The following is a 15,487-nucleotide window of genomic DNA, read 5'->3' as shown; positions in this document are numbered from 1 at the left end:
CGGGCCGCCGGAGCGGCTCCGGCCCCGGCCCCGCCCCCACCGACGCCGACGATCACGGCCGACATCGCCTATCGCGGCCAGCCGGTGGCGCTGGTCGTCGCGGAGACGCTGGAGGCCGCGATCGAAGGAGCCGAGGCGCTCCGGCCGACCTATGCCGACCAGCCGTTCGTGGCGCTGATCGACAGCCCGGGCACGGCGCGCGAACCGTTCCGCCCGACCAAGTCCGGCGACGCGCAGGCCGTCCTCGCGACCGCCGCCACGACGGTCGAGGCGCACTATGTCGCGCCCGCCCAGCATCACAACCCGATCGAGCTCCTGTCGACCACCGCCGACTGGCGGAACGGCAGGCTGACCATCTACGAGGGTACGCAGGGCGCGCAGACGCTGCTCGCGTCGATCGCGCGTTCGCTTCGCATCGATCCGGCGATCATCGAGGTGAAGAGCCCCTATATCGGCGGCGCGTTCGGGCAGAAGGGCTCGATCCAGCGCCAGAGCGCGATCGTCGCGCGCGCCGCGATGCTGATCGGCCGGCCGGTCAAGCTGGTGATGCCGCGCGGGCAGATCTTCCACAACGCGACCTTCCGGCCCCGCAGCCGCCACCACGTCACGCTGGGCGCGGACGCCGCGGGCAAGCTGGTCGCGATCCGCTACGACGCCGACCACCAGCAGTCGCGCAAGGGTGGCTTCCCGCCCGCCTATCACGAGACGCCGCCCAAGATGTACGGCGTCAAGGACTATGACGGCACGTCCGGCAACGTTCGGATCGACACGCAGGACCCGGGGTTCATGCGCGCGCCCAACCCGCACCCGGCGCATTTCGCGTTCGAGAGCGCGGTGGACGAGCTCGCCTACAAGCTGAACCGCGATCCGGTCGCGTTCCGCCTCGCCCACCAGGCGACGACGGATCCGATCACCGGCAAGCCGTTCTCGTCCGCCTATCTGAACGACTGCCTCACGCAGGGCGCGCGCCGGTTCGGCTGGGAGCGGCGGTCGATGGCCCCGCGCTCGACGGTCCTGCCGGACGGCACGATGGTCGGCTGGGGGGTCGCCGGCGGCTGCTATCCCGCGCCGATGACGCCGACGATCGCCACGCTGCGCATCAGCGCCGACGGCGGGACCCGGTTCGCGGTCGCCGGGCACGAGATGGGCCAGGGCATCCGCACGGTGATCGCCCAGCTGCTCCAGCGCGAGCTGGGGATCGATGGGCAGCGGCTGGAAATCGCGATCGGCGACACCGCCGCCGCGCCGCAGCACCTGACCGCCGGCTCCTGGGGAACCGTGAGCATCATCCCCGCCGTGGCCAAGGCCTCCGAGCAGATGAAAGCGCGATTGGCCGAGCTGTCCAGCGGACAGACCCCGTCGGGCACCGTCCACCAGCAACTGGCGAGGACGCGGCGTCCGTTCCTTCAGGTGGAGGTGTCGAACATCGCGCCGGGGCAGGACGCCAAGGCGCTCGACAAGCTGCGCTCGGGCGAGTTCGCCAGGGGCGGGCCGGACTATCCGGACTTCGCCACGTTCAGCTACGTCGCGCACTTCGTGGAGGTGCGCGTCGAGCCGACTACCCGGCGCGTGCGCGTGCCGCGCGTCGTCAGCGTGGTCGACGGCGGTCGGATCATATCCCCGCGCACTGCCGCCAGCCAGGTGCGCGGCGCCGTGGTGATGGCGATCGGCTCGGCGCTGCGCGAGGAGACGGAGGTCGATCCGCGTTATGGCGGCTGGCTCAACGACGACCTCGCCGACTATGTCGTGCCGGTGAATGCCGACATCGGCGACATCGACGTGAGCTTCGTCGACAAGCCCGACCCGCTTCTGAACCCGCTTGGCGCCAAGAGCCTCGGCGAGGTATCCATGGTCGGCGCCGCCGCCGCCGTCACCAACGCAGTATACCATGCGACTGGCACCCGCTTCCGCAAGATGCCGATCCGGATAGACGACCTGATCTGATCGTCTGGCCTCTGCCGCAAGGTCGGTTGCCGTCGATCGCAGGAGGGCTCAGAACTTGATGAAACCGCTTGCCTTGTCGGGTGGCGGAACGTCCTGGTTGTTTTCGAAACAGGATTGATCGTCCAGGAGTGCCCATTTCGCATCGGTCTTCCGATGAGCGATGTTGGTCATCGTGACGGGCTCGGTGAACGCCTCGTCGTCATAGAGCGTGATCTGCGTGTGAAGCACGTCCGGCGCGACCCGGCTTACCGTCCATTTGAGATGCAGCTTGCCGCTGTGCGCATCGCGGTGCGAGTCTAGCGATGTGGTCGGCATGATTCCCACGGTATCGACGACCAGCGTCCGCCCCTGCCAATAACCGATCGAATGACCGTTGTAGCTCGGCGCCAGCCCCTTGGGATGCGAGCGGCCATCGGTCCAGACCACGATCGGGAACGTCCCGAACTCGAAGAACGTGACCTGACCCGGCGTCTGCACGATCTCCTGCGGGTAGTTCATCGAGGACACCATGGTCGGCAGCCCGAACGGCAGGCATTTCGAGCTGATGTCGCCGAGCTGGACCCCCTTCTTCGCGCTCGCGACCCGCTCGTCGTAGATCTTCCGGTAGGCGGTCGTGTACGGCAGCGGCCAAGGCGACCAGTAGCTCGGAGGCCGCCCGTCTGCCGATTTTCCCGAGTTCGACACGACACCCTGTCCGGGAATGCCCATGGCGGTTCCCATCCACAACCCCGAGATGTCCGGCCTGTTCGGATCCCCGTAGAGCGACACGGCCGCGACGGGCGGCCACTGGTCGTCCGCCGCCGCGGCGATCGGATCGCTTCCCAGGGCGGCAGCGACGGCGGCCAGGAGGCCCAATCTCTTGCGACCGATCATGCTACCCATCTCCTGCGTTTCCGTCTGCGCCGACCGGTCGATCCGATAGCTGTCGGATCGCCGGCGATCGACATCGCGGACTACGTGCACACCCCCGTCACATGCCGAACCGGTCGAGGCAAGACGGCTGTGATCGTCAGTCACCCTCGATGCGAGGGCGATGCGCCGGAGCGATCCCATCAGATGGGCAGGTCGCCCAGCGTTCCCGGCGCGAACAGCTCATCGAGCTCCAGTTTGCGGGGCGACAGGCCCTGCTCGAAGGAATAGCGCAGCATAGTCTCAAGCGTGGTCCGGTTGGCAGGCACGCCATAGGGCCAGTAATCTTCTCCCATGACCGCAACGGTGCGCGCGAGATCGTCGCCGAGCCACGGCAGCGCGGCCGAAACGGCACCGACGTCGTACATCGCCCACATGCAGTTCCGCTTGGACTGGTCGAACGCCTTCGTCAGCGATGCCGGCACCCATGGATAACGGTCGACGATGTCTCGCCGGACGCCGATCACGTGCATGATCGGAAAGATCAGCGTCTTTCGGAAATACGCTTCCTCGGCGGACCGGTGATCCTTGAACAGGCGGTCCACGCCAGGATGGCCGGGCGAGTAGCAGGACGGCGCTCGCGCGGTAATGAGCGCGTCTATCTCGCCCGACGCCAGCATCGGCGACAAGGCCTGTCCGCTAGCGATCGGCGCGACCGTCACGCCGTCGCCGAACGTCAACCCGAACTTCTCCTTGCGCCCCGGCTCCTCCAGCCCACCCGTGCGCCACCGGATCGAGGAGGTCGCCACGCCGTATTCGTCCGACAACATGCCCCGCGCCCACAGCGCCGCGGTCATCTGGTACTCCGGCACGCCGACCGTCCTGCCGGCCAGGTCGCGGGGACGGTCGATGCCGCGATCGGTCCGGATATAGATCGCCGAATGGCGGAACATTCGGGAGGGAAACACCGGGATCGCGAGGTACTGGCAAGGAAGGCCGCGCGCGAGCATCAGGATGTGACTGCTCATGGAAAGCTCGGTCACTTCGAACTGAGCGCCGTCGTAGGCGCACCTGAAGATGTCCTCCGTCCGCATCGGCAGGAAACGGGTGCGGCATCCCTCGACGCGCACTTCCCCGCTCTGGAGCGCCTGCACGCGATCATAGGCCTGGCAGGCGATCGTGAGGTTCACGTCGGTCATGTTCGATCCGCTATCCGATCCGTCCGTGCGCCGCGCGGCAATCGATCAGGCCTCGTCGATCACCAGGTTGCTCAACGTGCCGATGCCCTCGACCTCGACCTCGATCCGGTCGCCCGCCTTCATCCACAATGGCGGGGTACGGCGTGAGCCGACGCCGCCGGGCGTGCCGGTAGCGATTACGTCGCCGGGCCGCAGCGGCGTCCAGCGCGAGCAATAGGCGATGATCTCGCGGATGCCGAAGATCATCTGGCTCGCGTGCGCGGACTGGACCGTCTCTCCGTTCAGGCGGGTCTGCAAGGCCGGGTCGGCGCCGCTCCACTCGCTTGCGGACACGATCCACGGACCCATCGCGCCGGTATGCCAGAAGTTCTTGCCGGCGGTGACCGAGTGTTTCTGGTACTCGCGGATGCTACCGTCCATGAAGCAGCTGTAGCCGCCGACATGGTCCAGCGCGTCCTGGACCGCGACGTTGCGTGCGTGGCGACCGATGACGATCGCGATCTCGCCTTCGAAGTCGAGGCTGATCGACGCCCTGGGCCGGACGACCGGAACGTCGTGCGCGACGATCGAGTCGTGGGTGCGCATGAACACCACTGGGCTGGTCGACTCCTCGACCGCGATCTCGCTGAGGTGGTCGCGGTAGTTCATGCCGACGCACAGGATCTTCGCCAGCGGATCGATCGGCACCGCCAGCTTGACCGACGAGACGGGTATTGTCTCGGCCGACTTCGAGTGGAGCGCAGCGAGGTCGTCCGGGGACCGCCTGGACAAGGTGAAGGGTGCGTCCTCGGCGAGACCCGGGCGCCATTCACCCAGGACATGGACCAGATCGCCGTCGATCAATCCTTCGGCGGTTGCGCCATGCCGTTCCACCTTCACCATCTTCATGTTGTCAATCCTCCCGGGTCCAGCCGGTGCCGCCGGCATCAATGTCCAAGCCGCGACGTCAACCGGCCGGAGTCGCCGACGTGCGTCCCCGCCGCCCCGCGACATAGTCACCCGGATCGATCTCGCGCCCCGACGGATTGGCCTTGAAGGCGTCCGAGGCCATGAAGCCGATCATCTGCTCGAGCGTCGCGAAGTTTTGCGCGGTGATCTCGACGTTGTTCCCGTCGGGATCGCGGTAGTAGAAGCTCGTCATCGGACCGTGGTCCGCGCTACGGTGCGGTCGCATCCCGTGGCCCAGCAGCCTTTCGTAGGTCACGCAGAGCCCGTCGAGATCGGATGTCGTAAGCTGCATATGGTGAAGGCCGGGACCATCCTTCACCGGCATCAGCCCGGTACCGGGCTCCTGGAAGATGCCGATCGTCTGGACGTAGGGGAAATCGAGCGACAACCGGAAGAAGCACATCCGCAGGTCGCTTGCGCGTGTCTGGCCGCCAAGGTCGAGCGGCCTGGTCCCCGCATCCGGATTGTGCTCAAAGAACGGCGGAACGCCAAGGACGGTGGTGTACCAGGCGATCATCTCGTCAAGGCGGCCCGTCTTCAGGATCGTCTCGCTGATCTTCAGGCTCGAGCATGGCTGGGTCGGCGACGGAATGACGTCCGGCATATCTCTCTCCATGCGTCCGGGGTCCAGGCTTGCCTGCCGGCCTCCGCTCCGCGTCACTTAATGCCCCGGTCCGCGAGGACGTGATACCGTTAAGTTGCGGGCGGCCGGTCCAGTGGGGTGGGCGGCCTTCCCGGCCTGTCGCCCGCAATCCATCGCGGCTTCGGGCGCGTCCGCACGCGCCTGGACGGGCCGCCGTGTCACTACCGAACCGGCGTGGTCTTCCATACTGTCCGCAAGGCCAATATGGCGATGGGCGACAATACCGCCGCCGCGCACGGGAGAAATCATCATGTCCGATCCGGTCCGCACCGCGCTGGTCACGGGCGCCAACAAGGGCATCGGGCTCGAGATCGCACGGCAGCTCGCGGCCGCGGGGTTGCGCGTCTGGCTCGGCGCGCGCGATCCCGTGCTTGGCGAGGCGGCCGCGGCCAGCTTGCGCGACGGGGGCGGCGACGCTCAGTTCGTCCGCCTCGACGTTCTCGATCCCGAAATCATCGCCGCGGCAGCCGACACGATCGGTGCGGACGGCGGCGGCCTGGACGTCCTCGTCAACAATGCAGGTGTCGTCTTCAAGGGTGACGGACCGCCCGGCAAGGCGGATCCCGGCGCGGTGCGGCGAGCGTTCGACACCAATTTCTTCGGGGCGCTCGCCGTCACGCAGGCGATGCTCCCGCTGCTGCGCCGGTCGGCGTCCGCATCGATCGTCAACCAGTCGAGCAGCATCGGCTCGCTCGCGCTCCAGGCCGATCCCGAATGGGTGTACGCCAAGGTCAAACCGCTCGGCTATGCGGCGGCGAAGGCGTCGCTCAACATGCTGACGATCCAGCTCGCGGCCGAACTCGAGGAGGAGGGGATCGCGGTCAACTCGGTCAATCCGGGGCTGGTCAGGACGGATCTTAATGGCCGGACCCGTGGCGCGCCGGTCGAGGAAGGCGCCGCACCGGCAGTAAGGATGATATTGTCGGGGGACGGCCGAACGGGCACCTTCGTCGGTCCGGACGGACCCGAACCCTGGTAGTCGCCGCCGGTACGGACGCGTGCGCATCGCTCGCCCGTATCGCCGCGGCGGGCACAGGTTGGGGAAACGGGAAGGCCGCCCTCGGCAGATCGGCGATATACCGCTAACGCAGGCCGATGTCGGGACTGGAAAAACTGGAAGGCGAGCTCGCGCGCCTGGAAACGGCCGGCCGGCGCCGGTCTCTCGTGCCGCAGCGGGACCTCGACTTTTCGTCCAACGACTACCTGGGGCTCGCCGGATCGACGCGGCTCCGGCAGGCGGCGATCGATGCGCTCGGGCGCGGGGTGGCAACCGGGTCGGGCGGCTCGCGCCTGCTGCGGGGCAATTGCGACGAGCATGAGCGGCTGGAAGAGGAGGCGGCGCGCTTCTTCGGATCGGAAGCCGCGCTTTTCACCGGCGGCGGGTACGGGGCCAATACGCTCCTGTTCTCCACGCTGCCGCAACGGGGCGACCTCGTCGTCCACGACTCGCTGGTCCACGCGAGCGCACATGAGGGCATGCGGCTGGGCCGTGCCGAGACGGCGCCGTTTGCCCATAACGACGTCGACGCGGCCGCCGACGTCATCACCGGCTGGCGCCGCCGCGGCGGCATGGGGACGCCATGGATCGCGGTCGAGAGCCTCTACAGCATGGACGGCGATCGGGCGCCGCTCGCCGGCCTCGCGGAGCTCGCCCAGCGGGAAGACGCGATGATGCTGATCGACGAGGCGCATGCGACCGGCGTGTTCGGGCCGGGCGGGCGCGGGCTGGCGGCGGGACTCGACGGCCGCGAGAATGTCGTCGTCCTGCGCACCTGCGGCAAGGCGCTGGGCTGCGAGGGCGCGCTGATCCTCGCGGCCGCGACGGTGCGCGACTTCATCGTCAATCGGGGGCGCGGGTTCATCTTCTCGACGGCGCCGTCGCCGCTGGTCGCCGCGATCGTGCGCGATGCGCTGCGCTGCCTTGGCGACGAGCCGGACCGGCGCGACAGGCTTCGGACGCTCGTCCGCACCGCGGGGCGTGCGCTGGACAAGCTGGGACTGCCCGCCTCGGGCTCCCCCATCCAGCCCGTCATCATCGGCGACGATCGGCGGACGATGGCGGTCGCCGCGGCGATGCGGGCGGCTGGGTTTGACGTGCGCGGCGTGCGCCCGCCGACGGTGCCGCCCGGTACCTCGCGTCTCAGGCTATCCTTCACCCTCAACATCGACGATGCCGACATCGTGGCGCTCATGGCGACCCTGCGGGACCGGCTTTGAGCACCATCGTCGTCACCGGCACCGATACTGACGTCGGCAAGACCGTGTTCGCCGCCGCGCTCGCAGGCGCCACGGGCGCGTCCTACTGGAAACCCGTGCAGGCGGGACTCGGCGGTGGCGGCGACGCCGCGACGGTCGCCGCGCTCGGGGTGGATGCCGACCGCATCCTGCCGGAGACGTATCGCCTGGCGACCCCCTGCTCGCCGCATCGCGCGGCCGAGCTCGACGGCGTGGCGATCGATCCCGACCGGATCATACCGCCACGGACGTCGGGCTCGCTTATCGTCGAGGGTGCGGGCGGAGCACTTGTGCCCGTCACGCGCGGGCTGCTGTTCGCGGACCTCTTCGCGCGCTGGGGCCATCCGGCCGTGATCGTCGCGCGGACCGGGCTGGGCACGATCAACCACAGCCTGATGACGATCGAGGCGCTGCGCGTCCGCGGCGTGCCGATCGTTGGCATCGCCTTCAACGGCGATCCGGCGGAGGACAGCGAGGAGACGATCGTCACCTTCGGGCGCGTGAAGCGGCTCGGCCGCCTGCCCCGCCTGCCGACGCTGACGGCCGGAACGCTCCGGGCCGCTTTCCTTGAAGGCTTCCAGCTCGAGGATTTCGCATGACCCCTTCCCCCATCTGGCACCCCTTCACCCAACACGGACTGGGCGAGCCGACCCCGCTCGTCACCGGCGCCGGCGGCGCCGCGCTTTTCACCAGCGACGGGCGGCGCGTCGTCGATGCGATCTCGTCGTGGTGGGTGACGACGCACGGCCATGCGCACCCGCGGATCGCCGCCGCCATCGCGCAGCAGGCGGGGCGTCTCGACCAGATCATCTTCGCGGGATGGACGCACGAGCCGGCCGAGGCACTCGCGGCCGGGCTGCGCGCCATCATGCCGCCCGAGCTGACGCGCGTGTTCTTCTCCGATTCCGGCTCCACCAGCGTCGAGGTCGCGCTGAAGATGGCGCTGGGCTACTGGCTGAACCGGGGCGAGCCGCGTCATCGTATCCTCGTGATGGAGAACGGCTATCATGGCGACACGATCGGGGCGATGTCCGTGGGCGCGCGCGGCGTGTTCAACCGCGCCTACCGACCGCTGCTGTTCGACGTGGAGACGATCCCCTTCCCCGCCGCCGGCGGCGGGCAGGACACGCTCGACGCGCTGGATCGGGCTTGCCGGGACGGGGTGGGCCTGGACGGGGCGGCGGCCTTCATCGTCGAGCCGCTGCTTCTGGGCGCGGGCGGCATGCTCGTCTATCCGGCCGCGATCCTGGCCGAGATGCGCCGGATCTGCACGCATCACGGCGTTCTCTTCATCGCGGACGAGGTGATGACCGCATGGGGGCGCACCGGCACGCTGCTCGCCTGCGAACAGGCGGGGGTGGTGCCCGACATCCTCTGCCTGTCCAAGGGGCTGACGGGCGGCGCGATCCCGCTCGCGGTGACGATGGCGATCGAGCCGGTCTTCGCGGCGCATCACGGTTCGGATCGGGGGCGGATGTTCTTCCATTCGTCGAGCTACACCGCCAATCCGATCGCCTGCGCCGCCGCGAACGCCAATCTCGCGATCTGGCGCGAGGAGCCGGTTCTGGACCGCGTCGCCGACCTGGCACGCCGCCAGGCGGACCGGCTGGCCGCGCTCGAGACGCTGCCCACGATCACGGGCGCGCGCCGGCTGGGTACGGTCACGGCGATCGAGATTGGGGGCAGCGCCGGTTATCTTTCCGATCGTGCTCCGCGGCTGCTCGACTTCTTCCGCCGGCGGGACGTGCTGCTGCGGCCCCTGGGGGACACGGTCTACGTCATGCCGCCCTATTGCATCAGCGACGCGGATTTGGATCTGGTCTATGAAGCGATCGCGGAAGCCTGCGATATCTGACGGGTGCGCCGGCTTCTGGCGACGCCCGCCAGCGCCACGCCGACGCCGACGCCCAGCAGACCGAGCGCCACGGACGACGGCAGCTTCTGGATCTGTAACGTGAGGCTGGAGCGCCGGGCCTGCACCTTTCGGCTGCCGCGAAGCGCATCGGCGCGAGGCTCGTAAAGGTTGTCGCGCCGCTCCGGCTCGCCGGGATCGTCGGGCTTCTGCTGCACCGTCGTCCCGAGCGCCTCCATGATCGCGTCCGCCAGCCGGGGCGCGGCCTGCGACATGACCGACGACAACAGCCCGCCCCCTCCCGCATAGAGCGTCCGCCGCGCGTTCGCGCAGGCAAAGAGCACCGCGTCCGCGACGACCTCGGGCGTATAGAGCGGCGGCGGCAGCCTCGCCGGGCTATCCATGAAGTTGCGGGCATGCTCGGGAAAGGGCGTGTCGATCGCGCCGGGCTTGACCAGCGTCACCGAGACGCCGGCGCCTTCGCGCTCCAGCTCCATGCGGAGCGTGTCGGTCAGCGCCTGCACCGCATGCTTGGTGGCGCTATAGGGTCCCTGCTGCAGGATCGCGCGGTCGCCAAGGATCGAGCCGACATTGACGATCGCACCGCCGCCACGGGCTCGCAGATGACGCGCGGCGACCAGCGAGCCGTACAGCGTGCCGAAATAGTTGACGTCGAACACGCGCCGATGGTCCTCGACCGGCACCTGCTCCAGCGTGCCATAGGTTCCGGTTGCGGCGTTGTTGATCCAGCTGTCGAGACCGCCGAATGTATCGGTCGCGACCATGGCGGCGCGTTCTAGGGCGGGGAGGTCGGCGACGTCCGCCACGCAGGTCGCGATCCGCGCGCCATCGGCGGCGAGGCGGGCGCGCAGGTCCTCCAGGGCCACCGCGTTGCGGGCGACGGCCACGACCGCGGCGCCGCTCCTCGCCGCACGTTCCGCGATGGCGAGCCCGTTCCCGCTCGTCGCGCCCGTCACCACCAGCACCTGCTTGCCCAGCGGCTTCAGCCTGATCGGCATGTCATCTCCCCAGCGGCGAGCAGTCGAAATCGTCCAGCAGCGCGGCGGCGTCGTCGTAGACACAGACCGCCCCCGCCCCGATCAGCAACCGGTCGGAGAACCCGCCGGAGCGGAGCGCCACGGCCGCGATCCCGCACTTGCCCGCCGCCTCCATGTCATAGGGCGTGTCGCCGACGACGACGACCTCGTCCGGGCCGAGCGGCGCGACCTTGCCCAGCGCGGTCGCAAAGATGTCCGGCGCCGGCTTGGTTTTCTCGACATCGTCCGCGCTCGTCGTCGCGTCGACGAGGTCGCGGGCATCCAGAAGGCCGATGTAATGGTCGAGTTCCGCCGTCGACGCCGAGGAGGCGAGGACAACCCTGCGCCCAGCCCGGCGCACCCGCGCCAGGAGGTCGTGAGCGCCGGGAAACGCCTTCACCGCGTCGAGGTAGCGGATCTTGAAGATCGCGCCGTGCGCCTTCCCCAGCCCCTCCTGCCCGGTCTCGTCCAGGTCGGGCAGGAGCGCGGGGACCAGCATGTCGGTCCCCTTGCCGATCTGGTCGTGGATCAGCGAGCGGTCGAAGCTCGCGCCTGCAAAGGCGAACGCCTCCTCCCACGCGAGTACGTGCTGGTCGTTGCTGTCGACGAGCGTGCCGTCGATGTCGAAGAAGACGGCCTTGATGGCCATGTCGCGGCTGCCTTGATCGAACCGGAAGGGAGGCCCGCCGCCGGTCGCGGCGGCGGGCGTTCCGATCAGGCGGCTTTCGCCTGGAGGTTCACGCCCGTCTCGGCGAGCTTGTTCATGTATTCGTCGCCGCCATGTATCTCCTTGGTGGCGCCCTTCAGCCTGGTCTCGTCGTCGTCCAGGCCGAGCGCCCTGGCATAGGCTGCCGCGGTGCCGAAGCCGGCGATGCCGTAATGGGTCATGCGCTGGTACTGTGCGATAATGATGACGTCGAGCAGCGGCCCCTTGTCCGGACCTTCCTCGAGGACGTGCTTGGTCGCCTCCGCGACGAGGCCCTCCATGCCCTTGCAATGCTCCTTGGCAACCGTCTCGTCCTGGCCGGCGATCAGCTCCTTCAGCGTGTCCGTATGCTTGGCGATGCCCTCCTGCGACTTCGCCAGCATCTCCTTCAGCGAGCCGTCGCTCGCCTCGGACACGATCTTCCCGAGCAGGCGGCTCATCTGGTCGTTCGCCGACCACAGGTCCTTGAGCTCGTCGGCATAGATTTCCCGCAGGGTTTCAGGCTTCGACATCATCGGTTCCCTTCATGGACCGTGACCGCAGGTCGACCGGGTCACAAGCGCCTTCAACGCCCATGGGCCGCGCCCGGACCCATACGCATCCAGCAGGCCGGCCGATATTCCGTTCAGATACCGAAGGATAGCCGCAGATACCCGAACTGTCCGGGGACGTCGTAGGTGGTGGGGTCGTAGTTGTTCAGGCTGCAGCTGAAACAGGCCGGCGGGTCGTTGTTGAAGACGTTGTTGACGCCGACTGTCAACGCCAGCTTGCGATCCATCCAGCCGGGGCGGAACTGAAGCTGGACATCGCCGTAGAAACGGCTGCCCAGCCGGTTGCCGCCATCGATCTCGGTCACGGCGTCGACATAGCGGCCGGTGAAGCTCGCGTTCACCGGCCCGAGCGTCCAGTCGACGATCCCCGTGCCCTTGAACCGCGGATAGGCCTGGTCCGGGCTGCCGCGCTCCGACTGGTCGTAGATCGTGACCGTCGATCCGGTCGTCGCGGGGACGCTCTCCTGATACCGGAGCAGGTAGTTGCCGAGCAGGCTCACCCCGAACAGCCCGTATCGCGTCTGCCGCGTGCGGAAGTTGACCGTCGCGTCGATGCCGCGCGTCTTGATGCCGCCGGTGTTGAGGAGCACGCCGTTGATCGACGAGATGAACCCGGCGGGCGTGCGCCGGATGGCGGCGCAGCTCAACGGATCGCCCGTCAGCGCGCAGCGGCTGAGCAGCACGTCCGCGCCGATCGACGAGATCGCGCCGTTCACCTCGACGTCGTAATAGTTGACCTCGACGCTGAACGCGCTCGCCAGGCCGCCACGCGCCCAGGCGGGGCTGTATACGCCGCCGAACAGCAGCGTGCGCGCGGTCTCCGGCCGGAGCTGCGGGTTGCCGCCCGTCAGCACCGGCAACTGCCCGCCCTGCGGCTCGGCATAGCTGCCGTTGGCCGGGACGCCGTTCGCGGTGCAGTTCGCGCGCACGACGGCGGACGTCTGGTACAGCGAGCCGGCGACGTTGGTGCAGGGATCGGACAACGGCTGGTCGAACCGGGACCGCGCGCCGTACAGCTCGCCGATGCTGGGCGCGCGGAGGCTCTGCGCATAGGAGCCGCGCAGCAGCAGGTCGGCCACCGGCTTCCACAACGCGCCGCCGGTCAGCGTGGTGTTGCCGCCAAAGGTGGAATATCGGGAATAGCGCGCCGCTCCGTTCAGTTCGAGCAGGCGGAAGAACGGCGCGTCGCGGAGCAGGGGTGCGCGCAGCTCGCCATAGACCTCGTCCACCTTGAAGCTGCCGCTCGCCGCCTGGGCGGGGATGTCCGCGCCCAGCCCCGCCTGGATCACCGGGTCGGGGATGAAGTTGCCGTATTGATAGCGGTGCTCGTACCCGACCGCCACGCCGATCGGACCGCCCGGCAGGTCGAACAGTTCCCCCGTCAGATTGGCTTCGTAGTCGCTCAGCTTCTGGCGACTGCGGTCCTGCTCGTCGAAGCCGACATATGCCAGCATCGCCGGCGTGACCGATCCCACGCCCCCGAAGATGTTGAACGGCACGCACGCGCCCGTGCACAGCGCGGCGGGGCCAAGCGCCTGGGCCAGCCTGGCGGCGTTGACGTTGCCGGTGAACAGCTGATGGGCGTCGTTGAAGCCGACCACCGCGTTCACGTCCCAGTACCAGTTGCGCCCGAACAGGGCGAACCGGCCATCCAGGGTGCCGGTGAGCGACATCGTGTCGACCCGTTGCGTATAGGTCCGCTGTCCCGCCTCGACCAGGCGGCGGGCGATGAAGCTGTAGTTGGCCGGCACGCCGTTCGCGCCCGACGACAGGGTGACGCCGAACGGGTTGTACGGGTTGGTCGCGTCCACGGACACGGTGTCGAGCAGGTTGCCGTTGCCCGCGTCGGGGCCGATGAACAGCGGCAGGAAGGCGGCCTGATTCTGGGAATTGCGGCGGTTGTAGACCGCCTTGACGCGCAGGTTGAGCGCGTCGCTGAACTCGGCGCGCGCGTTCAGGAACGCGCCGTACCGCTCGCTGGGCGTCTCGAAATAGTTGAACGGCGCGAAGTTGAACCGGTCCGCGGCGGTGAACGCCTTGTAGTCGCCCGTGGCCAGCGTGGGATCGAACGTCGGGGTGCGGCCGATCACGGGGGCGCGCAGCGTGATGTTGTAATCCCCGATGATGAAGCGGCCGTTGGGCGTCGCGCTGCTGCATCCGCCGATCGGGTCGGTGCAGCTCGTCTGGCCGGGATTGGGATATTGCGAGATCGACCGGTTGGACGAGCGCACCGACTGCTGCTTTATGTAGTCGCCGCCCGCGACGATCTGGACCTTGTCGCTGCCCGCGCCGTAGCTCAGCTGATAGTTCTGCGTCTGGCCGTCGCCCTGGCGGAACTGGCCGTATTGCGCGCTCGCCCTCAGCCCGTCCTGCTTCGACTTGGTGATGATGTTGACGACGCCCGCGATCGCGTCCGACCCGTAGAGCGGCGACGCGCCCGACTGGAGGACCTCCACGCGCTCGATCATGCCGTCGGGGATCGAGTTCAGGTCGACGGTGCCCGGGATGCCGCTCGCGGACGCGCCGTTGACGTAGCGCAGTCCGTCGACGAGCACGAGCGTCCGCTTCGATCCCAGATACCGCAGGTCCACCGTCGCCGATCCCGCGCCGACGCCGCCGCCGTCGGGCGGGTTGCCGAGGTTGCCACTGTTGTTGAACCGGGTGTTGAGGCCGCCCGCCGAACTCGGCAGGCGCTGGAGGACGTCCGCGATCGACGACAGTCCGGTCTTGGCGATCGCCTGCGCGTCCACGGTGACGACGGGCGAGGCCTGGTCCAGCGGATCGCGGCGGATGCGCGATCCCGTCACCACGACGTCCCCGCCCGCCGCGGGCTGGTCCGCCGCCTGGGCCGCCACGTCAGAGGCGTTGTTGCTGGACGTCGCGGGCGCCGCCTGGCCCCAGGCCGCGCCCGCCGACAACGCCGCCGCCAACGACAGCATCGCCACGCCCGCCCGCAAGAATAGCATCCCGTCACGCATGTTAGCCCCCTAACCGTGCTGCTGATCCCCTCCCGACCATGATCTTTTCATCATGATGACAGGAATGGGAACGATCGCAAGTGGCCGGCATCCGTCTTCGCGTCTCGCGGCCGGGGTAATGCTTAAAGCCCCAACGGTCGCGCGGACCCGGATCGCGGTTCGCGCGGCCCGGATCGCGGTTCGCGCGGCGGGGTCGGGCCGGGCCTCTACCCGGCCGCCATGGTCTGGGGCGCGGCGGTCTTCATGATCGACACGGCGGCGTCGAGCCGCGCGGCATAGGCGTCGAGCACCGCTGCGGTCCGTACGACATAGGCGGCGGCGTCGGCGAAGCGCCGCTGCTCGATCCCCTCGCGGATCCCCGGCAGCGTCTTGGCGCCATAGCCGGTCAGCGTGCCGGGCGCATAGATCAGGTTCCGGTACCACGGCCGGCCCGGCAGGCCGGCGGGATCGAGCAGCAGCTGGTCGATCGAGCGCAGGCCCTCCTCCACCCGCGCGCGCGTCGCCGGCGCGAGCGTGGCGATCCGTTCCAGCGCGGCGTCGGCGGC

14 protein-coding genes are annotated in these 15,487 nt (G+C 68.8%); 5 read left to right on the top strand and 9 right to left on the bottom strand.

All coding sequences use genetic code 11. From position 1 onward, the window contains the following. Window positions 1-1,944, top strand: a 1,944-nt coding sequence (locus tag HUV01_RS04565; protein ID WP_174297126.1) for a xanthine dehydrogenase family protein molybdopterin-binding subunit, incomplete at its 5' end; no start/stop codon positions are given. A gap of 48 nt (window positions 1,945-1,992) precedes the next feature. On the opposite strand, the gene HUV01_RS04560 is transcribed toward HUV01_RS04565, so the two are convergent. The 4 genes from HUV01_RS04560 to HUV01_RS04545 form a co-directional block, all read right to left on the bottom strand. Beyond that, complete coding sequence (locus HUV01_RS04560; RefSeq protein WP_174297125.1) at window positions 1,993-2,817, bottom strand: hypothetical protein; 825 nt, start codon at window positions 2,815-2,817, stop codon at window positions 1,993-1,995. 179 nt (window positions 2,818-2,996) lie between these two features. Next, window positions 2,997-3,992 (bottom strand): ABC transporter substrate-binding protein, encoded by a 996-nt coding sequence (locus HUV01_RS04555; protein WP_174297124.1) that lies wholly within the window; start codon window positions 3,990-3,992, stop codon window positions 2,997-2,999. A 45-nt stretch (window positions 3,993-4,037) separates the two neighbouring features. Then, complete coding sequence (locus tag HUV01_RS04550; RefSeq protein WP_174297123.1) at window positions 4,038-4,880, bottom strand: fumarylacetoacetate hydrolase family protein; 843 nt, start codon at window positions 4,878-4,880, stop codon at window positions 4,038-4,040. 58 nt (window positions 4,881-4,938) lie between these two features. Further along, window positions 4,939-5,544: a VOC family protein gene (locus HUV01_RS04545; protein ID WP_174297122.1), complete on the bottom strand. Its 606-nt coding sequence runs from the start codon at window positions 5,542-5,544 to the stop codon at window positions 4,939-4,941. Window positions 5,545-5,833: 289 nt separating this feature from the next. On the opposite strand from HUV01_RS04545, the gene HUV01_RS04540 reads away from it, so the two are divergent. The 4 genes from HUV01_RS04540 to HUV01_RS04525 all read left to right on the top strand — a co-directional run bounded on the left by HUV01_RS04540 (window position 5,834) and on the right by HUV01_RS04525 (window position 9,673). Beyond that, window positions 5,834-6,562 carry an SDR family oxidoreductase gene (locus HUV01_RS04540; RefSeq protein WP_174297121.1) on the top strand — a complete coding sequence of 243 codons (729 nt, stop codon included), beginning with the start codon at window positions 5,834-5,836 and terminating at the stop codon, window positions 6,560-6,562. A gap of 116 nt (window positions 6,563-6,678) precedes the next feature. Next, window positions 6,679-7,800 carry an 8-amino-7-oxononanoate synthase gene (locus HUV01_RS04535; protein ID WP_174297120.1) on the top strand — a complete coding sequence of 374 codons (1,122 nt, stop codon included), beginning with the start codon at window positions 6,679-6,681 and terminating at the stop codon, window positions 7,798-7,800. Continuing rightward, window positions 7,797-8,417 carry a dethiobiotin synthase gene (bioD, locus tag HUV01_RS04530; RefSeq protein WP_174297119.1) on the top strand — a complete coding sequence of 207 codons (621 nt, stop codon included), beginning with the start codon at window positions 7,797-7,799 and terminating at the stop codon, window positions 8,415-8,417. Before HUV01_RS04535 ends, bioD begins: the two co-directional genes overlap by 4 nt. After that, window positions 8,414-9,673: an adenosylmethionine--8-amino-7-oxononanoate transaminase gene (locus tag HUV01_RS04525; protein WP_174297118.1), complete on the top strand. Its 1,260-nt coding sequence runs from the start codon at window positions 8,414-8,416 to the stop codon at window positions 9,671-9,673. Before bioD ends, HUV01_RS04525 begins: the two co-directional genes overlap by 4 nt. On the opposite strand, the gene HUV01_RS04520 is transcribed toward HUV01_RS04525, so the two are convergent. The 5 genes from HUV01_RS04520 to HUV01_RS04500 all read right to left on the bottom strand — a co-directional run. Further along, complete coding sequence (locus HUV01_RS04520; RefSeq protein WP_174297117.1) at window positions 9,640-10,689, bottom strand: SDR family oxidoreductase; 1,050 nt, start codon at window positions 10,687-10,689, stop codon at window positions 9,640-9,642. The two genes, HUV01_RS04525 and HUV01_RS04520, sit on opposite strands and share 34 nt — an antisense overlap. A 1-nt stretch (window position 10,690) precedes the next feature. Next, the gene (locus tag HUV01_RS04515; protein ID WP_174297116.1) at window positions 10,691-11,356 is read right to left on the bottom strand and encodes an HAD family hydrolase; all 666 of its coding nucleotides are present in this window, start codon (window positions 11,354-11,356) and stop codon (window positions 10,691-10,693) included. 65 nt (window positions 11,357-11,421) lie between these two features. Further along, on the bottom strand, window positions 11,422-11,925 hold the full coding sequence (locus HUV01_RS04510) for a YciE/YciF ferroxidase family protein (RefSeq protein WP_174297115.1): 504 nt from the start codon (window positions 11,923-11,925) through the stop codon (window positions 11,422-11,424). A gap of 113 nt (window positions 11,926-12,038) precedes the next feature. Further along, on the bottom strand, window positions 12,039-14,930 hold the full coding sequence (locus HUV01_RS04505) for a TonB-dependent receptor domain-containing protein (RefSeq protein WP_254606380.1): 2,892 nt from the start codon (window positions 14,928-14,930) through the stop codon (window positions 12,039-12,041). Between the two features lie 218 nt (window positions 14,931-15,148). After that, a partial coding sequence (locus HUV01_RS04500) for a transferrin receptor-like dimerization domain-containing protein (RefSeq protein WP_302480021.1) occupies window positions 15,149-15,487 on the bottom strand: 339 nt, incomplete at its 5' end.

Source organism: Sphingomonas bacterium, from assembly GCF_903643035.1.
In the GTDB taxonomy this organism is placed as follows: Bacteria; Pseudomonadota; Alphaproteobacteria; order Sphingomonadales; family Sphingomonadaceae; genus Sphingomonas.
The sequence above is the reverse complement of the archived record's forward strand: the minus strand, read 5'-3'. Positions and strand labels throughout refer to the sequence as shown.